Source organism: Ekhidna sp. (genome assembly GCF_965221965.1).
Lineage (GTDB): Bacteria > Bacteroidota > Bacteroidia > Cytophagales > Cyclobacteriaceae > Ekhidna.
This window is the reverse complement of sequence record NZ_OZ244926.1, coordinates 1,512,172-1,533,232: the sequence shown is the minus strand read 5'-3', so window position 1 is coordinate 1,533,232 and position 21,061 is coordinate 1,512,172. Positions and strand designations below refer to the sequence as shown.

General features: G+C 42.0%; 25 protein-coding genes. 14 read left to right on the top strand and 11 right to left on the bottom strand.

The window, feature by feature from the left end; translation table 11 throughout:
- Positions 1-24 precede the first annotated feature (24 nt).
- Both ACOQON_RS07490 and ACOQON_RS07485 read left to right on the top strand, forming a co-directional pair.
- Positions 25-702 carry a hypothetical protein gene (locus ACOQON_RS07490; RefSeq protein WP_420578306.1) on the top strand — a complete coding sequence of 226 codons (678 nt, stop codon included), beginning with the start codon at positions 25-27 and terminating at the stop codon, positions 700-702.
- A 1,048-nt stretch (positions 703-1,750) separates the two neighbouring features.
- Positions 1,751-2,254, top strand: a complete 504-nt coding sequence (locus tag ACOQON_RS07485) for a hypothetical protein (RefSeq protein ID WP_420578305.1) — start codon at positions 1,751-1,753, stop codon at positions 2,252-2,254.
- Between the two features lie 161 nt (positions 2,255-2,415).
- Here ACOQON_RS07485 and ACOQON_RS07480 read toward each other — a convergent pair whose 3' ends face one another.
- Positions 2,416-3,285, bottom strand: a complete 870-nt coding sequence (locus tag ACOQON_RS07480) for a sigma-70 family RNA polymerase sigma factor (protein ID WP_420578304.1) — start codon at positions 3,283-3,285, stop codon at positions 2,416-2,418.
- A gap of 242 nt (positions 3,286-3,527) precedes the next feature.
- Here ACOQON_RS07480 and ACOQON_RS07475 point away from each other — a divergent pair, with 242 nt between their 5' ends.
- Entirely contained in the window at positions 3,528-4,022 is a 495-nt protein-coding gene (locus ACOQON_RS07475; RefSeq protein WP_420578303.1) for a hypothetical protein, read from the top strand.
- A 1,215-nt stretch (positions 4,023-5,237) separates the two neighbouring features.
- On the opposite strand, the gene ACOQON_RS07470 is transcribed toward ACOQON_RS07475, so the two are convergent.
- On the bottom strand, positions 5,238-6,542 hold the full coding sequence (locus tag ACOQON_RS07470) for a type II toxin-antitoxin system HipA family toxin (RefSeq protein ID WP_420578302.1): 1,305 nt from the start codon (positions 6,540-6,542) through the stop codon (positions 5,238-5,240).
- On the bottom strand, positions 6,536-6,877 hold the full coding sequence (locus ACOQON_RS07465; RefSeq protein ID WP_420578301.1) for a helix-turn-helix domain-containing protein: 342 nt from the start codon (positions 6,875-6,877) through the stop codon (positions 6,536-6,538). Before ACOQON_RS07465 ends, ACOQON_RS07470 begins: the two co-directional genes overlap by 7 nt.
- 450 nt (positions 6,878-7,327) lie before the next feature.
- Between ACOQON_RS07465 and floA the strand changes: the two genes are divergently transcribed.
- Complete coding sequence (floA, locus tag ACOQON_RS07460) at positions 7,328-8,242, top strand: flotillin-like protein FloA (RefSeq protein ID WP_420578300.1); 915 nt, start codon at positions 7,328-7,330, stop codon at positions 8,240-8,242.
- A gap of 89 nt (positions 8,243-8,331) precedes the next feature.
- Here floA and ACOQON_RS07455 read toward each other — a convergent pair whose 3' ends face one another.
- The 3 genes from ACOQON_RS07455 to ACOQON_RS07445 form a co-directional block, all read right to left on the bottom strand.
- A complete protein-coding gene (locus ACOQON_RS07455) occupies positions 8,332-8,523 on the bottom strand; it encodes a cold-shock protein (protein ID WP_420578299.1) in 192 nt (63 codons plus the stop codon).
- A 37-nt stretch (positions 8,524-8,560) separates the two neighbouring features.
- Positions 8,561-8,755, bottom strand: coding sequence for a cold-shock protein (locus ACOQON_RS07450; protein ID WP_420578298.1), 195 nt, complete (start codon positions 8,753-8,755; stop codon positions 8,561-8,563).
- 403 nt (positions 8,756-9,158) lie between these two features.
- On the bottom strand, positions 9,159-9,464 hold the full coding sequence (locus ACOQON_RS07445) for a hypothetical protein (RefSeq protein ID WP_420578297.1): 306 nt from the start codon (positions 9,462-9,464) through the stop codon (positions 9,159-9,161).
- Between the two features lie 167 nt (positions 9,465-9,631).
- On the opposite strand from ACOQON_RS07445, the gene ACOQON_RS07440 reads away from it, so the two are divergent.
- On the top strand, positions 9,632-10,474 hold the full coding sequence (locus ACOQON_RS07440) for a 3-keto-5-aminohexanoate cleavage protein (protein ID WP_420578296.1): 843 nt from the start codon (positions 9,632-9,634) through the stop codon (positions 10,472-10,474).
- Here ACOQON_RS07440 and ACOQON_RS07435 read toward each other — a convergent pair whose 3' ends face one another.
- Positions 10,475-11,086 (bottom strand): sulfotransferase, encoded by a 612-nt coding sequence (locus ACOQON_RS07435; RefSeq protein WP_420578295.1) that lies wholly within the window; start codon positions 11,084-11,086, stop codon positions 10,475-10,477.
- A 183-nt stretch (positions 11,087-11,269) separates the two neighbouring features.
- Here ACOQON_RS07435 and ACOQON_RS07430 point away from each other — a divergent pair, with 183 nt between their 5' ends.
- From ACOQON_RS07430 to ACOQON_RS07415, 4 genes are all read left to right on the top strand, one after another.
- Positions 11,270-11,932 (top strand): acetyltransferase, encoded by a 663-nt coding sequence (locus ACOQON_RS07430; protein ID WP_420578294.1) that lies wholly within the window; start codon positions 11,270-11,272, stop codon positions 11,930-11,932.
- Entirely contained in the window at positions 11,929-13,032 is a 1,104-nt protein-coding gene (locus ACOQON_RS07425) for a DegT/DnrJ/EryC1/StrS family aminotransferase (protein WP_420578293.1), read from the top strand. Before ACOQON_RS07430 ends, ACOQON_RS07425 begins: the two co-directional genes overlap by 4 nt.
- Before the next feature lie 2 nt (positions 13,033-13,034).
- Positions 13,035-14,192, top strand: a complete 1,158-nt coding sequence (locus tag ACOQON_RS07420; RefSeq protein WP_420578292.1) for a hypothetical protein — start codon at positions 13,035-13,037, stop codon at positions 14,190-14,192.
- 158 nt (positions 14,193-14,350) lie between these two features.
- Complete coding sequence (locus ACOQON_RS07415; RefSeq protein ID WP_420578291.1) at positions 14,351-15,949, top strand: ABC-F family ATP-binding cassette domain-containing protein; 1,599 nt, start codon at positions 14,351-14,353, stop codon at positions 15,947-15,949.
- An 18-nt stretch (positions 15,950-15,967) separates the two neighbouring features.
- Here ACOQON_RS07415 and ACOQON_RS07410 read toward each other — a convergent pair whose 3' ends face one another.
- Positions 15,968-16,609: an SPOR domain-containing protein gene (locus tag ACOQON_RS07410; protein WP_420578290.1), complete on the bottom strand. Its 642-nt coding sequence runs from the start codon at positions 16,607-16,609 to the stop codon at positions 15,968-15,970.
- 181 nt (positions 16,610-16,790) lie between these two features.
- Here ACOQON_RS07410 and ACOQON_RS07405 point away from each other — a divergent pair, with 181 nt between their 5' ends.
- The 3 genes from ACOQON_RS07405 to ACOQON_RS07395 all read left to right on the top strand — a co-directional run bounded on the left by ACOQON_RS07405 (position 16,791) and on the right by ACOQON_RS07395 (position 18,304).
- Positions 16,791-17,303 (top strand): hypothetical protein, encoded by a 513-nt coding sequence (locus tag ACOQON_RS07405; protein WP_420578289.1) that lies wholly within the window; start codon positions 16,791-16,793, stop codon positions 17,301-17,303.
- Between the two features lie 86 nt (positions 17,304-17,389).
- Positions 17,390-17,821, top strand: coding sequence for a PAS domain-containing protein (locus ACOQON_RS07400; protein ID WP_420578288.1), 432 nt, complete (start codon positions 17,390-17,392; stop codon positions 17,819-17,821).
- Between the two features lie 81 nt (positions 17,822-17,902).
- Positions 17,903-18,304 (top strand): DUF1987 domain-containing protein, encoded by a 402-nt coding sequence (locus ACOQON_RS07395; protein WP_420578287.1) that lies wholly within the window; start codon positions 17,903-17,905, stop codon positions 18,302-18,304.
- Between the two features lies 1 nt (position 18,305).
- Here ACOQON_RS07395 and ACOQON_RS07390 read toward each other — a convergent pair whose 3' ends face one another.
- On the bottom strand, positions 18,306-18,560 hold the full coding sequence (locus tag ACOQON_RS07390; RefSeq protein WP_420578286.1) for a hypothetical protein: 255 nt from the start codon (positions 18,558-18,560) through the stop codon (positions 18,306-18,308).
- A 98-nt stretch (positions 18,561-18,658) separates the two neighbouring features.
- On the opposite strand from ACOQON_RS07390, the gene ACOQON_RS07385 reads away from it, so the two are divergent.
- Positions 18,659-19,177: a GreA/GreB family elongation factor gene (locus ACOQON_RS07385; RefSeq protein WP_420578285.1), complete on the top strand. Its 519-nt coding sequence runs from the start codon at positions 18,659-18,661 to the stop codon at positions 19,175-19,177.
- Here ACOQON_RS07385 and ACOQON_RS07380 read toward each other — a convergent pair.
- On the bottom strand, positions 19,174-19,443 hold the full coding sequence (locus ACOQON_RS07380; RefSeq protein WP_420578284.1) for a hypothetical protein: 270 nt from the start codon (positions 19,441-19,443) through the stop codon (positions 19,174-19,176). The two genes, ACOQON_RS07385 and ACOQON_RS07380, sit on opposite strands and share 4 nt — an antisense overlap.
- 311 nt (positions 19,444-19,754) lie before the next feature.
- Here ACOQON_RS07380 and ACOQON_RS07375 point away from each other — a divergent pair, with 311 nt between their 5' ends.
- Positions 19,755-20,570: a hypothetical protein gene (locus ACOQON_RS07375; protein WP_420578283.1), complete on the top strand. Its 816-nt coding sequence runs from the start codon at positions 19,755-19,757 to the stop codon at positions 20,568-20,570.
- Here the strand turns inward: ACOQON_RS07375 and ACOQON_RS07370 are convergent.
- Entirely contained in the window at positions 20,567-21,043 is a 477-nt protein-coding gene (locus ACOQON_RS07370; protein WP_420578282.1) for a hypothetical protein, read from the bottom strand. The two genes, ACOQON_RS07375 and ACOQON_RS07370, sit on opposite strands and share 4 nt — an antisense overlap.
- Positions 21,044-21,061: the final 18 nt, after the last annotated feature.

Sequence of the window (21,061 nt, the reverse complement as noted above, 5' to 3'; positions counted from 1 at the left end):
CTTTAATTTATACTCACTAAAACTATGAGAGATTACAATTACTCTGATGATGTGCTCGCCCAATATGGCAGCAATGTATTAAGCTACCTGGAAGAGGATCTTCCGGATTTTACCACGTTTGACGCAGACCTGGGAGAAACCAAAAAGGATCAGCTATCTGAGCTTGTAACCTGGGCCCTCACCGAAGGAGGTGATGACCTGAACGTGGCTAAGCTCGGTGACCTCACGGAGAAGCTACTGCAGGAAATGGATAATGCCCGCAAGCTGTATAAGCAGCTGCGATACTGGGTGATCAAATCGTTTCCGGAGCGTAAAGCGGTGCAGCGTCAGTTTGGTATCGGCCGTTTCAAAAAGATGGTTGATTCGCAGGAGGCCATGATCAGCTTCTTCGCCAGCCTAAAGGAGTCGGTAGCCGACTACCGCGCGGAGCTGGAGGCGGTCAACACCCCTACTGACCTGTTGGATAGCATTGGCACACAGGCAGAAGCACTGGCCAAAGCACAGCAGGATCAGGAGAAGAAGAAAGGCAACCGTACGGTGGATACGGAATCACGTGTCAACAAGCTGAATGAACTGTACGGGATTACACGCGACTATAATGCTGCGGCGGAGTTTGTCTACTTTGACTCTCCTGCCATGCGCGACCGCTACCGTCCGCCCGGCACCTCAGAGCCAGCAGATGCTGATGAAGGTATTGAGTAACATATTGAAGCCCCGGATTGGGGCTTTTTTGTTTGCTCTTTTTTATTTCCTCTCTGGAGGCATTTACTTTCGCTCAAGCCTCTCTTCCCCTCTTGCCAGGGAGGCACTTGTTTTTCTTAGAATTCGCTCAAGCCCTGCCTGCCTGTAGGCAGGCGCAGGCTCCTCATTGTTTTTTTAAAGAATTGCCTTCAGGCCAGGCAGGCCCTTCATTTTTGGCTTGACCGCAGCGGCGGACCGTCCAAAAACGAAGCAAAAAAGTCAAGGCTAGAAGCTCTTCGCTGAAAAATGAAGTTGATAGTGCATACAAAACCAAACTCCCCTTCGCTGCGCTGCGGGTCAGACAGTGGTTTTGTACAGTAATTAATTAGACTTCATTTTTCCTAGCTCATAGCTTCAATGCCTTTTTTGATCATCCACTGTCTTCGACAATGAAATGCAGAACCCACACAATCGCCGTAACGGCGAAACTCGGCAAAATCACGGGGTAGGCTCGAGTGATGGCCGGGATTTGATTTTGCCTAGATTTTTTGTCCACTTTTTCATCAATGGAAACCGAAGGTTCATGAGGGGCAAAGCGCATGGTTGTGGGTATGAATAAAAAGTGGAAGCCCTGCCGGCTTGAGGCAAAAGAATAAAAGAAAGAAAAAATGAAGAGCCTCCACGCCTGCCTGCCGGTAGGCTTGGCCGGAGTGGAAATAAGTAAAATCACCCCTTATCCCCCGAAACGTCGGACCGCCTTCAAAGGGGGACTGCAACCAACCACACAAACCCAGATCCTTCGACAAGCTCAGGATGACACGCGCAGTGTGAGTGGTATAAAAGTTTCAATGAAATGCAAACCTCTCAATCGCCGGAACGGCGAATCACTCCCCTCTCCATGTTGGAGAGGGGCCGGGGGTGAGGTAATTAAAACCACAATTGAGTTCATTCACCCCAAGAGAAAGAACTCACTCTGGTAATCAAAAAAGCCCTAGGGATGGGGCTTTTTTTATCAACCAAAAAAATGGGTATGGCCACTATATTTGAAGAAACATAAAAGCACTACACCATGCAGTCATCCTCATTCACATCTAAAGCATACATGTCTCAACTGACCATTATTCACTTTGCATTACTCATGGGGGTAATTCTATTTGGCGCAGTAACCATCTTATTGAATAGCCAGGACCAGCTGCAAAACCCCGGATCAGATTTAACCGAAACCTTACAATTGGTCGCCTCTGTTGTTGCATTGATTGGAATCATAGCAAGCAGATTTATGTCCAATCAACAACTGAAAAAACTTCAGCAGAAAGGAAATCTCTTTGAAAAACTGATTGGATATCAGGGAGTCTTAATCACCAAATATGCTCTATTGGAGGCGCCCTCATTATTCGGGGTTGTTTGCTTCTTCCTTACAGGAAATTACTTCTTCCTGGGCACAACGGTCTTGATTCTCGCCATCTTCATTGGTCAACGTCCGACCCGCTTCAAACTTGTAAACGATCTTCATTTAAACCAGGAAGAAAAGGCACAGATTGAAAACCCTGAAGCTATGATTAAGAAGTATTAGCAAAAAGATGTAATAGTGTTTCTTCCTTTCTTATTCTGCTTTTTCTTAGTTCACCCCTGGCCCAGAATCATAAGGCCTCCTGATGGAGCCTGATCACTGTAGTAAAACAAAAAAGCCCCGTGATGGGGCTTTTCCTATTGGGTGATTGTAATGAACCTTAATTACCCCAAATATGATTTTAGCCGATTGGTGCCCACCAGTTTCTGCTGAAGTTTTCGTAAGGCCTGCTCCTTGATTTGTCGCACACGCTCACGTGTTATTTCCAACTTGATCCCTATATCACTTAATGTCAGGCTTGGCCCGTCGTTGAGCCCATAGAAAAGAATCAATATCTGTGACTCCCGGTCAGTAAGCACACGCAGCGTATTGCTGATGTCTGTTTTCAACGAATGGTTTAGTGATCCAGCCTCCGGGTTCAGCGCCTTATGATCTTGCAGCAGGTCAATCAAACTCACAGCTTCTTCTGCCTGCAGAGGGGCATCCAGTGAAGCCGGCTTACTCCCTACCCGTTTGATCTGTGTGACATGCTCTTCGGTGACATTGAGCGCATTGGCTAGCTCATCGTCGGTGGGTTCTCGTTCATATTGCTGCTCCAGCAGGGAGGCAGACCGCATGATCTGGTTGTAGCTACTCACCCGGTTCATCGGCTGACGTACCATCCTGGAATCTTGCGAAATGGCAGAAATGATCGCCTGCCGGATCCACCATACGGCGTAAGAGATGAACTTAAACCCTCGGGTCTCATCAAATTTACCGGCCGCCTTGATCAACCCGATATTGCCTTCGCTGATCAGGTCCCCAAGGCTGAGGTTATGTACGCCCCGGTCGTATTGTTTTGCAACAGAGACCACAAATCGCAAATTCGCTTTTGTGAGCTTTTCAAGAGCCACCTGGTCACCATTCCGTATCCGCTGTGTCAACTTCACTTCCTCTTCGGCTGTGATTAGCTCCACCTTCCCTATTTCCTGGAAATACTTTTCGAGTGAAGGCGTTCTTTTCGTTACCTGTACGAGAATTTTTAGTTGCTTCATTTTACTGTTCTTTAGGACAAGAAGACCGCTTTATTCGCTGAGAGTCCGACTTTTAAAGGAGGTAAAGTCTTAGCTAAACATGAAGCCTATCAAGTAGTGCCTGTAAGGTAGTTCTATTTAAGGTCTGCAACCTGATTACGCTGATAATAAATGATTTACGAATACATTCACTGCTCAAGTGACCTTCGCCTAAATCCACGTCCAATAAGCATCGGAATAGATACCGGATTAAAAGAAAATTTATGGGCATAACCATTCTTGGACTTGTGATCATCACATTAGCCATTCTGCCATTCGTTGGCATGCATATCAGCAGAAAAAAAGTAGAAAAGGAATTAATTTCTGGCCTCAGGACCATGGCAGAATCATGTAACAGTCAGCTGGCATCCCGGGATTTTGGGGTTGAGTTTGCGATAGGCATTTCCTCTTCAAAGCGTTATCTCTTTTTCTATAAGCAGAGAAACGGGTTATTAACGAAGCACTGTGTTGCCCTTTATGATATTCAAAAATGTACGGTAAACTGCGTAAAAAGGAACATTCAATCCAGTGAGACGATCATTGATAAGCTGGAACTGGTGCTGATTCCTTATGCCCCTCAAAAGTCGCCTATCGTCTTTGACTTTTTCAGTTCAGCGGAGCACTTTCGCCCGAATGGAGAACTCCCGTTGGTTAAAAAATGGGAAGCCATCGTCAAAGATGCACTTCATCATAAGACGGTTTTTCCCATTGCATCATAATCATACATCATGGAAGATTCCAGCCAGCCTCCCGGAGGATAGGAACAAGGCTCTTCATTACCATTTTAAGAATTGCCTTTAGGCCAGGCGGGCCCTTCATTTTTGGATTGACCCAAAAACGAAGCAAAAAGGTCAAGGCCAGAAGCTCTTTGCTGAAAAATGAAGTTGATAGTGCACACAAAACCAAACTCCCCTTCGCTGCGCTACTGGTCAGACAGTGGTTTTGTACAGTAATTAATTAGACTTCATTTTTCTTAGCTCATAGCTTCAATGCCCTTTTTGTTAGCGGTATATCTTCGATAATGAAATGCACACTTCTCAATCGCCGGAACGGCGAAACACTCCCCTCTCCAATGTGGAGAGGGGTCGGGGGTGAGGTCATTCACGCTCCGTCACCCCCTAGCCGAATCGTCGGACCGCTCGAATCGTCGGACCGTTCATGAGGGAAATTGATTTCTGTGACGCAAGTAGCTCCCGGATTTATTTCTCCCTGTTCGGCAGACAGTCCAGGACTCTCCATGACGGAAGATCCCGGCACAAGGCCAGGCATATCCTATAAGAACTCATTCCTGACGCAACATAGTGGAGTTCAGGAATCTCATAATATTTAAGACCAGGCTATCCACCAGATGAGGTCATTCATCAACCTTCTTTCAAAGGCCTTACGGTTTTTATCTTACCAACTCTTCAGGCCAGAGAGGCCAATACTTTTTGCTTGATCAAAAAGTATTCAAAAAATCAAGGCTGTAAATCATTCACTAAAAAAATGAATTGTCCACGTATGCAAAACCAAACCCTGCCTACCGGCAGGCAGGCTCGCCTCCTGCGTCGGCTCAAGCAGTGGTTTTGCAGATAGATAGCCTTGATTCATTTTTTTTACGCTCATGATTTAATGCCTTTTTAGATCATCCACTGTCTTCGACGATGAAATGCTTCCTTCCCCAATCGCCGGAACGGCGAAACACTCCCCTCTCTTCTCAAGAGCGGTCCGACGGTTCGGTTGGGGTGTGGTCATTCACCAACATTAATAATAGATGTCACTCCCGAAGGGAGTCTATGAATCATAATAATATCTTTCCTTCCAAAACCAAAGATTCCCTTCGGGAATGACTTACTGGTTGGAGAAACAGCTCCCCTTGGGGATCGGAGTGAGGTCATTCTCGCTCTGTCACCCCCTAGCCCCTGAAACGTCGGACCGCTCAAAGAGTAAAGCAGTCAGTACGTATTTAGTGTTGAATTGATTTCATCCCGCTTTTGGGGTTTGACTTTTTGATCATCCGCAAACTCCGGCCACCGTTTGACCACTCCATTGATGTGATCAATGATTGATGAAGCCTTTTTGATGTTCATAGATTTAGCCACTAGTTCCAGATCTGATCTTTTGATGTTTTTACGTTTACCATTTATGCTCAGGGCATGTTGGCTTACCCAAATACTATCCGGACGATATGCATGACAGACATCATATGCCGGACTCAATTCCCACTTCTCTCCCTTTTTCAATCTAAAAGCAAAGTTTTTGGAGTGATCATCACAGTTTTTAGCGATGACATTGAAAACCATTCTACGAAACAATTCTTCTGCTGCCGGGTAAGGAAGTCTTAGCTCCCTCATGGTTTGAAACAACTGCTCGTAGCTAAAGCTGGTAACTTCATTGAAATCGAAGTGGTTCATGGCACACCAGGTTTGAATATGATGGCGGATATTTCCATTTTCCCGATCAAAACGTTTTGTCATAAAATGTGCCCTGCCATTTTCTATAAGTAATTCACATGGCATCATATCTATTCCCGCCTCAATCGCCATTTTATGATAGGCATACTCGATTCTTCCGTATCCTGAACTTTCTCCGAACTGTTCATCACTTACTCCATCCAGCTTGATCAACCAATGCTCATAGTCCTTAGGTACTTTTGTTTGACCGGAACGAACATCGCCCGTTTTTTGATTGTAGGCAATCAAGGCTTTTGGGCGAGCTCCACCAGCTGAGGTTCCAATTTTCAGAATCTCTCTCATGGCCTTTTCCTCATCTTTTGATAAGTCGGTACTGAACTCCTCTCTATCAGAGAGCATTTTTCTGGCAATACCGACCAGACTCTCTATCTCCACATTGAACGAGTTCTTATCTGAGGTAAATGTGGATGGCTCAAATGTCAGCGCACCCATCCCTCTGGTCCCGATGAAACACAGCTGCTCCACCGAATTCATGCTGTCTTTGGCTCTTCCATGTTGGGCAAGCCAGGAATTGATTAGGCGATTTCCGTATTTATCCGGCAACACATCTGCCAAAAGACCCGGCAATCCCTTGAAGGTGTCGTATTCACTATCTTTTGGTCTTCGAAGCTCCGGAAAAGTATAGATCCGACGAGTTTCCGAAATGGGCATTTTGAGGGGAGCGATATCCCACCCTTTTCTGGCAAAGGAGGGGTCATATTCAAAGCTGCCCAGCTGACGGCTTTCATCCCATGCCACTGCACCTACGAGCTCATCCCAAATCTTTATTTCGGCCGTCCTTACCATTGGCTTTCAGGATTTTCGTTCGATTCTTTCTTACTTCTTGCCCTGAGTCTCTTTTCTTTTTCGAGCTTAGCCAGTTGTAATGGGCTGATCTGTTCATGGATCTTAAAACTGTCCATAATATGGAGGAGCTCCAACACCCGCAACACTTGAATCAATGTAGGAACAGTTACGGTCTCGCCTTTTTCCAATAGACTCAAAGTAGAGCGACTAATTCCCGCATTCTCAGCAACCTCATTCTGAGTTCTGTTTTGCTCTAAGCGATGCTGTTTGATGAAAGCGCCTATCGTTTCTGATAGCGCTTTATCACTCATCGAATACCAATTCGTGTATGACATATCATTCAATAAATCTACTATAAAGGTATAACGAATGATTTATCATACAAAGTTTCGAAAGGAATAAATTATTTTATGCACGATATACCATACATAAAATATCATTAATGCACTTAATGAATGATTTACTATACAACTATAATGCTGTTTTTAACAATGTCAGGTGAAAAAACCTGACAGCACAATAAAAGCAATGAGTTCTCACATCCTCCCTCCAACTCCCTCCAGAGGGAGAGATTGTAATTAAGATACCATAGACTCCCTTCGGGAGTGACTTGGGAGTAATGGAATATCATACTCCCCGATGCACTTCATTATAAGACGGTTTTTCCCATTGCTTCTTGATGAAGCATTTCTTTTTAGCGAAACCAAATTATTTTTTTCACATTCCAATGCTAAAGCGTAGAAATAGCGTAGCTTCCGCCTTCAATTCTTAACTGTCCCGATTTTATGGAGGTACAATTACTAATTATTTCGGGTGCAGTACTCGCCGGCCTCTGGCTGGTGTTATACATCTTCCCGATTAACTTATGGATTACAGCGGTTTTCTCAGGCGTACAAGTCAACCTGTTGGACCTGGTGTTTATGCGTTTCAGGAAGGTGCCGCCCCCACTCATTGTCAATTCATTGATACTGGCAACCAAAGCAGGCATTCAAAACATCAACTCGCAATTGCTGGAAACGCATTACCTGGCCGGTGGTAATCTGACCAAGGTGATCAAAGCGCTGATCGTGGCTGATAAAGCCAACCTACAAATGACATTTAAGCAAGCTACAGCCATTGACCTGGCTGGCAGGGATGTACTGGAAGCAGTGCAAATATCTGTTACCCCATACATGATCATCGTCCCCTCCATTACAGGAGTAACTGTAGATGGCATTCAGCTCATTGCGGAGGCACGGGTGACGGTGCGAACCAATATCCAGCAGCTGGTGGGTGGTGCTGGTGAAGAAACGATCAAGGCACGAGTGGGTCAGGGTATTATTTCATGCATGGGGGAATCCCCTACCTACAAGCTGGTGCTGGAGCAGCCGGAAGCCATTTCCAAGCGGGTACTGGCGGGTGGCCTGGATGCGGGTACGGCTTATGAAATTCTCTCCATCGATATCGCCGACATCAATATCGGTAAAAACATCGGGGCAAAGCTTCAGATCGATCAGGCAGCTGCAGATTTGGAGATCGCCAATGCAAAAGCTGAAGAACGCAGAGCAATGGCGGTAGCTGAGGCGCAGGAGATGATGGCCGAAATACAGAAAGCGAGAGCGGCGGTGATTGAAGCGGAGGCGGAAATCCCGGCAGCCCTTTCATTCGCCTACCGAACGGGGCAGTTGCTCACCAAACCAAAAGGCCGGATTGCACAATAAAAAGGTGAAGAAAGTCCTTCATAAAAAAAGGTGACCCTGCTATGCAAAGTCACCCTTTAAAGTATTCGCTCTATGAGCGATGATGTGTCTTAGTCGATCACCTCTACGTTTACCGCATTAAGGCCTTTCTTGCCTTGCTCAGTTTCGAACTGAACGCGATCGTTTTCCTTGATTTCGTCAATCAATCCGTTTACGTGTACGAATACATCTTCACCTGAATCAGGCGTAATGAATCCATATCCTTTACCATGATTGAAAAACTTAACTTTTCCTTCTTGCATTGTATTGCTATTTATCTTGTTCTTATTAATTAATTTCTTAGTCGATTCGCTCAACATTGATGGCGTTGAGACCTTTTTTACCTTCTTCTACTTCAAAGGCTACCTTGTCATTTTCCATGATCTCATGGATAAGTCCACTCATGTGAACAAAAACATCTTTTTTAGAATTGGTTGGCGTAATAAACCCAAACCCTTTTTCGCTGTTGAAAAACTTTACCGTTCCTTCTTGCATTTTAATTTTATTGTATTGTTAACTATTATTTTTTTGACAGTCACCTCCTTTACGACGAAGTAAAACAGATGAACCATCGATTACTTCAATAATGAAGAAAAAACGTTTGATTATGATTTGCATCTAATCAACTCAGCGGAAACGACAGGAAGAAATTCTTTAAGGGAAATTACTACTTGAAGGCACTACCTACTGCGTGGAGCAGCGTATTAACTAAATTATTGTACCCATCTATATTGGGTGTTGCAAATGTAGCGCATTTAACTCATTGTAGAACTATGTTCGATAAGATTGCCAGAAAAATAAAAATAGAAACCCGCCACTGGGCTTTTCTAGTATGGTATATCACAAAAGCGCCATAGTAGGAGTTGTTCAAAGTTGACCGATTTTGGATGGTCTCTACCTACAAAGTCAATTCCTTTCGGATCTCCGGAAACTTTTTAAAAAACTCCCTTGCCTCATTGTCTGTGCGGAAAGTGGTACTATAAGCACCCAATTCATGTTTTACATGCAGCTCCATAAATGCATACATATGTCTCTTCGTCAGATCTTTTAGCAACGCCTCTTCGATGCTGTAGTCCTGGTCAAACAGCCGCTTTAGCTGTTTATATTCCAGTGGAAACAATGTCTGTCGTTGAACGTAATGCTCCTCTACTCTTTTGATCCACTCTTCCTCGTTTATTCCTTCACTTTTTCTTGAAACATTCATTTTACTAATATTTTTAGTAAATGTAAACTCTTATCATTTGATAAAAAAGAGGCAGAAACAAAAAGTTATTAATCTGATTTGAATATCATCAGACCATAAGGTACGGTTTATAAAATCATATTATCCTTGCTCAAAGTATGAGCGGTTATAAATTTCAATAATTAACAATGGATTCAAATAATCCAATTATCATCAATTTTGCACCAACAGGGATGGTTCCTCAAAAAGATGTGACTCCCCATGTTCCCATCCAGCCTGCAGAGATCATTGAGCAGACCCATGAGGCATACGAAATGGGAATCACGATTGCACACTTACATGCAAGAGAAATTGATGGAACCCCTACTCACAAAGTATCCGTATACCGTGACATATTCGAAGGTGTGAGAAAGCATTGCCCCAATCTGGTCATCAGTGCTTCATTAAGCGGTCGTAAAGTTCAGGAAGTAGAAATGAGAGCGGAGGTGTTGCAACTGAAGCCGGACATGGGCTCTCTTACTTTAAGCTCACTTAATTTCTCCAGGCAAGCCAGCCAGAATTCGCCGGAAGTAATCATCGGCTTAATTGAACAGATGGACAAACACGGAGTTCATCCTGAGCTAGAATGTTTTGATGCCGGGATGATTAATTATTCAAAATATCTCATTAAGAAAAAGCTATTAAAGGCACCCTATTACTATAATATATTGTGTGGGAATGTCGCCACTGCTCAAGCGGATCTCTCTTACTTAGGTTTAATGATCAGAGACTTACCTGAGGAGAGTCTCTGGGCACTGGCAGGAATCGGGCTAGATCAACTTAAAATCAACACAATTGCCATTGCCGCCGGTGGAGGTGTAAGAGTTGGTCTTGAAGATAACATATGGTTTGATAGCAATAAGTCTACGCTAGCCACAAATATTGACCTTATCAAGCGCATTCATGAAATTGCAAACATTTCAGGTCGACCTATTATGTCTCCAGAGACATTCGGAGGAATGGGATTTTATAACAAGTGGAGGAATCAATAATTATGTTTTGTTCTCCCAGGGTATTTTTTCAATTTTCTTTTTAAGTCCAAGGAATCTTGATATTCGATTGGCAGCATCCTCATCTTTGAGGTTAACAACTAGCAGCTTTCCGGGTTTGTCACTGAAGAAGTCAATTATTTCATTATTATGATCAGAATAATGATTTTTTAAGACCTTTTCATTGTAAAGATCATGATCAGGTGTTTTATAGATATGACTAAACATTTTCCACATCCATCCTTTATACACATAATTTGCGTTTTGCAAAGCCTGTTTATCAGGTAGTTTTCCGTTATTAAAAACCTTGGAATGATAAGATGTTAATGAGGTATACCATTCTTCAGGTGAATCTCTAACTGTTAAAATGAATTTGCTGGAAGGATAGGCTTCATAAAGTACCTGGTATGTATTGGGAAGGCTAAATGGAACATCCTGAAAGACCACTCCTCCATATTTCACCATTTTAGTCAAACGAGAAAAATCATGGTTCTTCCAATCATCAAATAATAATTCAGCAGGCCTTTGAGAAGCAACAGGTATGTTCAGGTTTTTGAATAATTTAGCGAGACTTGTTGTACCTGTCTTATTCCTGCCGACACAGAAGATTTTCATGTCATTCTTATGAAAAAGAAATAGGCGTAGACGTTGCAATTCATAGGTACTTTTAAGGAATAAATTTTTCGAATTCGAAATCAACATATTTGCAATATTTGCAATTGAATGGAAATAATAAAGTGTCAAGTTTAGAAACTACCTGTTTTAAAAACATCTACCCTACTGAGTAATTAGAAGATAATGATTGAACCAAATAGAATCGATTTACTCGGAGCAAGTGCAGATGCTTTAAGTATGATTTTCGAGCTCATCTGGAACCACGAAGAATTGAAAAAGACTAACCTGAGAATCATCAAAAACACCAACCATGCGCTGGATCGTTCATTTGAGATAAAAAATATGACTTATGAAATTGCAGGAGCTGAAGAAGTGAAAGGACTTGCAGAGCATTTGTTTTTAGGTGTATATAAAAGTGAAACTAAAAAAGCGGTGTATAAATTCTTTACAGGAAAACACGATATAGCAGAAGAACAGTTTATTAATCTAATACATCCAAATTCAGTAGTAGCCAACACTGTGCGTATGGGCAATGGGATTCAGATAAACCCGTTGACAACAGTTGGTCCTCATGCTATGATTGGCAACTTCACAACTATTAATCGCAATGCTAGCATCGGGCATCACACTAAAATTGGATCCTTTTGTACAGTTAATCCGGGGGTCCATGTAGCTGGACATTGCGATATTGAAGATAATGTAACCCTGGGAATGGGCGCATTGATTTTGGATGGTAAGAAAATCGGGAAAAATAGTGTGGTAGCAGCTGGAGCATTAGTCACCAAAGACATCCCCGAAAATGTTTTGGCAATGGGCGCTCCAGCCAAAGTGGTTAAAGAATTATGATATCCGTATTTGGAAGCAACTTTAATGATGCAGAAGTAGAGGCAGTCATTAAACCTATTAAGGATCAATGGGTAGGAATTGGAAAGTATGTTAAGGAATTTGAAAAGAAATTTGCTGACCATTTGGATCAAAATGATTTTGTGCTGGTAGATTCAGGTTCCAATGCGCTCTTCATGGCCGTAAAGCTATTGGATCTGCCGCCTCAATCTGAAATCATAATCCCTTCATTTACATGGGTTTCATGTGCACAAGCTATTCTGATGGCTGGTCATCACCCCGTATTTTGTGACGTGGAGATAGATACACAAAATGTAAGTATTGAAACTATTGTACCTCATATAACCAAAAAAACCAAAGCCATCATGGTAGTTCACTATGCTGGTAAGCCAGTGAACATTGATCCTATTTTGGAGCTTGGAATTCCGGTCATTGAGGACACAGCTCATGCCGTGGATTCAATGTATCATGGAAAGGCATGCGGTACTTTGGGGGATATAGGAGTATTTAGCTTTGATTCAATCAAAAATCTGGCTATGGGTGAAGGCGGAGGTATCATTGCCAATGATCCGGAAAAACTGGAAATAGCAAGGAAAATGCGCTATTGTGGAATTGGTAAGTCAGGTTTTCAGCAAGCAAGTCAGGAGAGTCACGGAAGGTGGTGGGAGTATGATATAGGCGATCCTTTCATAAAAATGCTACCGACTGACGTAGAGGCAAGTTTAGGTCTGGTGCAGCTTTCCAGGTTAAATGAAAATCAAAAGAGGAGAAAAGCGATTTGGGATATTTATCAGGAAGCTTTCCATGATGTAGATTGGATTACTCGTCCCGGGAATGCCGAAGCACATGAAAAACATAGTTATTTCACATACTTTACACAAACACCAAAGCGTGATCAACTAGCGAATTACCTACTTGAAAATAAAATCTACACAACCCTTCGATATCATCCACTACACTTAAATAGGGTCTTCAAGAGTTCTGGCAAATTGCCTAATTCAGAAAAACTCAATGAAGTAGGATTGAATATCCCATTACATCCCCGATTAACTGACGAAGAAGTAACATATGTCATTGATAAGATAAAATCTTTTCCGGATTAGGCATGCACAAGCTAAGCACAACACCGCTTTGCAACCAATCTGACATTCAGGTTTACCGACCTCCACTCGATTTTTTTATTCAAAAAATAAAAGAGAATAAGTATTTCTCATTCACCAGGCAAATGCATGGGCTATGGGATAGTGTTATAGCTGCGTGGATTTTGGAGCCAGAGTTGAGAATAATTAGAATAAATGACACAGGATACGTGCGAAAATTATCCCGTGCTATGTCAGAAGCTAAAAGAATAACTGAAGGGTTGCATTATGATCCACTCTTATATGAAGAGTTGATAGCCATTTTGAAAAACCTGGATGGAACAGATTCTGATTTTATGTTTGGTGTCAGTGATACATACTTTTTCCCGGAATCACCTCCGCCCTACTCAATCAAAAGTTTCGCTCTACCAAATAAGTGTTTCTTCAAACTGCTACCCGCAAAGGATAACCTTAATTATTACAAATTACGTTTCGCAGACAGACAGAACGTTATCAAACTTCTTTTGCCTGATGGTTATCCGTTTTTCGATGCAATGATATGGAAACTGTACGCCTATAATAATAGCATTTGGAACTTATTTAAAGCCATAAAAGATCACCCTATTGTACTTGTAGGACCCGCACATTATAAAAATTTTGATCAGCTCGCCAACCTTTCAGATTATCATCACATTGAGATTCACGGAAGTAAAGCATCCTTAGACAGAGAACTTATCATGCAGACTGTTATCCAAAAGCACCGAGCTCTTTCCGGTAAACAAAAGCCACCCGTTTATCTCTTCGTAGCTGGATCCATATCGGTATATTGGGTTTATCATTTACACCAAAAACTTACTCGCAAATACCTTATCGATGTTGGACAAGCCTTGAATTTTCTGTTTGAGAAAAAAGGAAATCTCATGCACAGGGAATTCGGATATAGTGAAGTAACTGAGAAAGGAAGGAAACCTTACAATGCGAAACAGCTATATGGAGATCGTGCATTCAGGTCATCAATGAAAATTGAAAATGGCCAAGTTCATTTTGATTTACAATTAAAATGGAGTGATGTTTGGCAGGAAAAGCTTTTAACCAATATGAGTAAAAATATTGTCAACCTTTACACCATAAAAAGATCATTACTTCAAGCAAGGCATAACTTATATCGGTTATTTCGAAACTGAAGTAACCAAGACACTTAAAGTCATCAATTTCAAGATTGTTTAAGTGATCATTCTGAAAGTTACATTCCGCCCTGAAGTACTCTAACCACAAACATGGAACTCACCTTAGTTTTCAAGCTGGAACTTCCGTACTTTTGCGCCTCGAAAACACAGAGGGTATGATTACAGCAAGCAATATTTCGCTACGGTACGGGAAGCGGGTTCTTTTTGATGACGTCAACATCAAGTTCACGCAGGGTAACTGTTATGGGGTAATAGGCGCCAATGGAGCCGGTAAATCCACATTTCTAAAGATCCTTTCGGGAGAAATTGATCCGAATACGGGCTCGGTCGCTCTGGATCCCGGTAAGCGAATGGCTGTATTGAAGCAGAATCATCATGAGTATGACGAAGTATCGGTCATCAATACCGTGATGATGGGTCACTCAGACTTATGGCGTGTAATACAGGAGAAGGATGCCATTTACATGAAAGAGGATTTCTCTGAAGCTGATGGGGTACGAGCTTCTGAGCTGGAAGCGGAATTTGCTGAAATGGATGGCTGGAACGCTGAATCTGATGCTGCTTCCCTCCTGAGTGGTTTGGGAATCAAAGAAAGTGATCACTACAAGCTGGTGAAAGAGCTGGACGGATCGGAGAAAGTCCGTGTGCTTCTGGCCCAGGCCCTTTTCGGAAATCCGGATCTCCTAATTCTGGATGAGCCTACCAACGACCTGGATATTCAGACCATTTCATGGCTGGAAGACTTTCTACTCGAATTTAAGAATACGGTCATCGTGGTATCGCACGACAGGCACTTCCTGGATACGGTATGTACTCATATCGCGGATATTGATTTCAGTCAGATCAAGCTCTTTACCGGAAACTACACATTTTGGTATCAGTCCAGCCAGCTGGCATTGCAGCAGCGTGCATCTGCCAATAAAAAGGCGGAAGAGAAGAAAAAAGAACTGCAGGAATTCATTGCTCGATTCAGTGCCAATGCTTCCAAGTCAAAGCAGGCAACCAGTCGCAGGAAGTTGCTGGACAAAATCAATGTGGAAGACATCCAGCCATCAAGCCGGAAATACCCTGCCATCATATTTACTCAAAACAGAACAGCCGGTGATCAGATTCTGGAAATCAAAGGACTGGCTAAGTCTCAGGGAGAAGAAACACTCTTTTCAGATATTAACCTGTTTGTAAACAAGGGAGATAAAATCGCTGTGCTGGCTGAGGATGCAAATGCCATCACGGCTTTCTTTAAGATCTTAAATGGAGAATTATCTGCTGATGCAGGGTCATTCAAGTTTGGTCAGACTATTACGTCTGCCTATTTACCAAATGAAAACTCGGCCTATTTCGATTCTCAGTTAAACCTGATCGATTGGCTGAGACAATATGCCGAAGGTGAGGCTGATGACGTATACATTCGTGGTTTCCTCGGTAAGATGCTTTTCTCCGGTGAAGAGACCTTTAAGAAAGCGAATGTGTTATCCGGAGGCGAAAAAGTACGATGCATGATTTCCAGGATGATGCTCAAGGGAGCCAACCTGTTGATGCTGGATGAACCAACCAACCATCTGGACCTGGAATCAATTACTGCTTTTAATAACGCGTTGAGAGATTTTCCCGGCACGGTACTCTTTACCAGTCATGACCATGAGTTCACCCAGACGGTGGCCAACCGAATCATTGAGCTTACACCAAATGGCATCATCGATAAGCTGATGACTTTTGATGAGTATCTGGAGAAGAAGATGGCTGTGGAGGCTTAAAGTCTAGTTTAAAACAAACTAATACTTCAGAACCCACGCCTTTTTTCCGTAAGTGTTTCCTAATGACTCGGAGTTGTTGACTGCCTGATCCCAGGTGTCATAATCTCCAACGGACACTCCATGGAAAGGCAAGTCATTGAAGTTATGCTGCACAATCTTTACGCTTGTCCCTTCTTTAGCTAGCTTTTTAGCATAGTCCATTGCCAGATCCTCGTCGACACTACTTGATATAATCACATAGAAACGTCCGGTCGGTGATGAAACGGTTTCCACCACTCCTGCTGCTCTTCTGGCCTCCCTCTCAGCTATTTCATCGAGCTTGGCATTCACGATTGACAATTGATCCTGAGGGTATGGCTGACCCGGATAGAGTGAAGATGCATCGGAGTACAGCGACCGTGCGGACTCCCAGTTCTCCTGTTCAAAAGCTGCATCTGCATCTACGATCAGTTGGTCATACCTGCCTTTTTTCTGTGCCTCTTGTTGTTGCCTTTTTTTCTCAGCTTCTGCTTCTGCAATTTGCTCCAGGCGAGCCTGCTCTTTGGCTTCCTGTTCGGGCTTATACATACCAAAATACCATGCAGCTGCCAGGCCACCCAGTACAATGACTATGATTACAATGACTACTCCGGCTTTACCGCTGCTATTAGAATCACTCATTCGTTTAGTTATCTTTTGGATTAAAGGTAACTAAAGGTAATAGAATGCCATATCATCCCTCGTGTATATCAATAAAAAACTGATTTTCGGTCTATCCCCTATATCTCACGACTAATCGTCCAATTCATGTTTCTAATTAGACCATTAACGACATAACTTTAAAAAAACTTTAACCATAACCATGAAGCGATTATTTTTTATCTTCTTTTTTACTACAGCCTTTTTCACACAAGCTCAGGACGAAGACATTGTAAAAATCATTGATGACCTCACAGTGAAGTGGGACAAACGTGCGGGTGAGTTGGGTAAATACACCGGCTTGAAATATTACTGCACATCAGATTTCTATAGAAATGAAACCATCGAATTGCTGGATAAAATTCATCACTATGACACAGTGCTTTATCAAGTGGTGAGCGAGAAATATGCAGGCACCAATGATAAGGAAGCAAAAGCAACACTTGATGAAATTCTGACAGTTGAAACTGAATATACAACCCCCAATTTCAAAACCTTTCTAAGTGAGGAATGTGCACTATACAATGAAGCAAGTGAGGAGTATGGAACGCAGAGTGGCTCTAAATTTTATAAGAAAGTAGAAAAGATAGAGCAAGAGTTGGCTAAGTATGTAGAGAACATTACTAACAGAATTGATTTGATTGATGAACACATCCATCATTTGAAATTGAATTAGATTATTTACCAGCTGTTTTTCTTTATTTAATCTCCGGGCAAAACGGATACTCAACAAAACGCGTATCTATATTAAATTGCTCTGGTATGGATGAACACCTGGATATCAATGAACTCAACCATGCGTATCAATCCGGTGAAAAGGATTTTCATCAGTTAATTGATGGGATGAGTATAGGTGTGGGCGTCTACAATGCTAACGCCCAGCCTATCGATTGTAATAAGGCTGCATATCATTTACTTGGCCTCTCTAAAGAACAATTTCTGGGCAACAGTGCGATGGATCCTTATTGGAAAATCTCACATGAGGATGGAAGCAAGTTTGAAACGTATAACTTTCCCATCATCGAAGCAATCACCAACTACAAGCCGAAATTAAATGTGATCATGGGCGTGTCACGTCCGCTGAAGGATAAAGTTTGGCTTGAGGTGAATACTCATCCGATCTTAAACAATGAAGGTACAATCAGACATGTATTCTGTACCTATAAGGATGTCACCGAGCGATTTCAGAATTAAACGAACAAATTGAACCGCTCACCTAATTCCCTTTTTGTTTCTGGATGAAATTTTGTTTTTTTATCTACCAACAAAAACCAAATGGAGCCAATTAAAATCCAACCAACACGAACAACACCAGCAATATTGCTAGATCCGGCCCGAGGAGTCTTTAAAATGTACGGAAGATCCAGTCCTGAGAATTCCATGCAATTCTATGAGCCAATCATAGAGACCATTTCCAAGCAAATGCAAGGCGATAAAGTGGACGTAAGGATCAAAATGGAATATTTTAATACCAGCTCTTCCAAATGCATTTATGATATTCTGAAAGAAATCAAGAAGCTCGATAGTAAAGGAAAGAAAGTGATGGTTCGGTGGTACTATGATGAAGACGATGAGGATATGTATGAAGCTGGTGAGGACTATAGTGACCTATTGGATCTCCCATTCAAATTCATTGAATATCACGCCAACGATCAATACCAAAAGAGCAACGCCTAGATCATTCATCTATCCAGGCAATTTTTACAATTTCTTGTGCTTCAATACGAAAGCTACCAAACCTGGAACCTCCCTGAACGGTGATAGCTGGTGGCAATGCAGGCACAACAAGTTCTCCATAGTCTTTTTCTTCTGTTCCGCTCACATCATGACTACTTAAGCGGACTTCTATAATGTCTCCATTACTTTTTATCAGCTGTAGCTTAGCTCCAACAGGAATATCTTTGATAGCATGCTTAATTTCCTCTTCACTCATGTGATTTGCTTTACTTTAAAAAACTCATTAATCCATATTCTTGTTCTGAATATGTTTCAGTAGCCCTCGTAATCCAGTGGATATATACATTTGAGCCTATGAGCAGAGCATTTGTCAATGAAGATAACCAGGAAGAAGCTCCTATCATTCCTCCAAGAGCACCCCTACCCCCAGGCACAAGTAATTATGTCACTACAAAAGGGTTGATCCTACTTCAGAAAGAAAGAGAAAATCTACTATCAGAGATAGAGGACATTCATAGCATCGAGGACGGGAAGGATAAGCGATATAAAATGCAATTGGCTAAAGGAAAGCTGGCCTTGCTGGAAGAACGAATAAGTTCGTCGCGACTATTGGAAATATCTGACAATGAAAAGGGTGAAGTCCGATTTGGCGCCAAAGTCACACTGCTCTTTAAGAAAGAAAACAGGGAGCAGACATTTCAGATAGTAGGTGTAGATGAGGCTAATGTGAAAGAGCAAAAAATTGCTTTTACTGCTCCGATTGCCAAGGCTATCACGGGCAAAAAAATAAACGAAGAAGCAATACTTCAGCTCGGAAAGGAGCCTCGCGAAATGATTATTAAAGCGATCAGCTACGAGATAAGTGAGAGCTAATTTGGCCGCTCGATAATATCTCCCCTTGTATTCATGATCAGCTGCACATTTCTTACTTTGTTATACGCCAGTAGTTCATGAAAAGGACCACACACTACCCGGTATCCACCGAATTGGATGTCCTTATACGTTTTGATTCCCAAATCCTTTTCCAGGCGATGGGCAAACGATGATGGCATAAAGATTTTTGTTTCCTCCCGATTCTTCAAAGCTTCCTGGAGAATCATTTGAACTAGGAGTTTAGTGATAACCTGTTGTGAGTTCATAGAATGTGAGTTAGTGATATACATGGTTCTTAATGGTTAATTAAGTTACGCCATTGTTCCGCTAACTGAAATACCCTAATTTGGGTATTTTGATAAACACCAAATAATTGTCGGTGAAAATTCTTCAATAGCAATAAAACGCACTCTTTTTTACAAGTTGAGGTCATTTTATTGGGAATATTCAGCTACCGATAGACGCTTTCCGTTCTCTTAACAATCAAAACTCGAATAAAAAAGGACTACTAATGACTAACTCCCGGATTCATAGAGTATGGCTTCCGGTGATGATTTGGTGTTTATCTTTAACCTGTTTGGGGCAATACAAGGCCCCCATAGATTCATTATGGACAGGTTTTAGTGATGCAGAAACATCATCAAATAAAAACAAGTACGCCTTCGATGCGTCAAGTCCGCTAGGGCGTACGGCTCAGATACTGCGTGCCAAATCATATGTAGGCAAATCAATTTCAATCACGGAAAAGGGGCTCTGGATTAAGCTAAACAATCAATTATTCAAGTATCGCGATCAACATATTTACAGAATGGATGAGTCGAAATGTGCGCTTATTGAAGTATCGCGAGCGAAAGCTGACAAACGCTTAAGAAGGACAGTGAAAGTGCTGAACAAGCTATATAAGAAATCAGCATACGCACGAAAGATTATGCAAACACTGCAGGAATCAGAGAACAAATTCACTATCTCCATTGTCAACTGTATTGGCAGCTACATGGTAGTGCCTATTCCAAACAACAGACTCGGTATATTGAACAACAATGCGTATGCTTTTCAGGTGATGGAACGCAACCAGAATATCGTTGACTATGCACCATTTGATCAAATAGGTAGCGGGGCAGAAATAAGATGGGGACCGAAACACAAACTGATAAAATTGGCTCATGAACTATCTCATGCCTATGATGCCAATTATGGTCTTTTGGATGATAGACTGGTGAAAGTATATGGCATAGTGATACCGGCACGAGAGGTAAGAGCGCTATATCATGAAAACATCATTAGAACTGAATTAGGAAAAAAACTCAGGGAAGAACTAAAAAATGGTATGCGAGCATTGGTTGTAGATGGTATCCCTCACACCATCCCCTTACCTGTTTCAGCCAGATATTAGTTGATGCTCTCTACTTCAATATCTGTGAGAATTTTGGTTGCGGCGGTTGTATCAACACAGTTAATAAATCCAGCAACAAAGTTTCCACGAACCCACTCCATCCAATAAGTTCCGTCATTCTCCTGCCCTGAATTTCTGACAGTATCCGATATGGATCGATTGTTTGAGTAGGTATCCATATTCATATCTAACCTATTCTTTAGGTTTAGTGTGGAGCCTGAGTAGACATTTGATGAAAAGTAAATAATTAACCCGTTCGGGTGAAAAAATCGGTATTCACAATAACCATGAATATCAATGATTTCATCTTTTCTATAACTTCTGTCCAATGAAAGTTTAATTGACGCTAAGCCTAATTCAGGAGTGCAATTCTTAAAATTAAGTTTGAATGACCGCTCAGTATTCTCACCTTGATTAACAGCTGTACAACCAAACATCATTGCTGCCAAAAAAATGGGCACACACCTCTTCATAACCTAAAGTTACGCAGG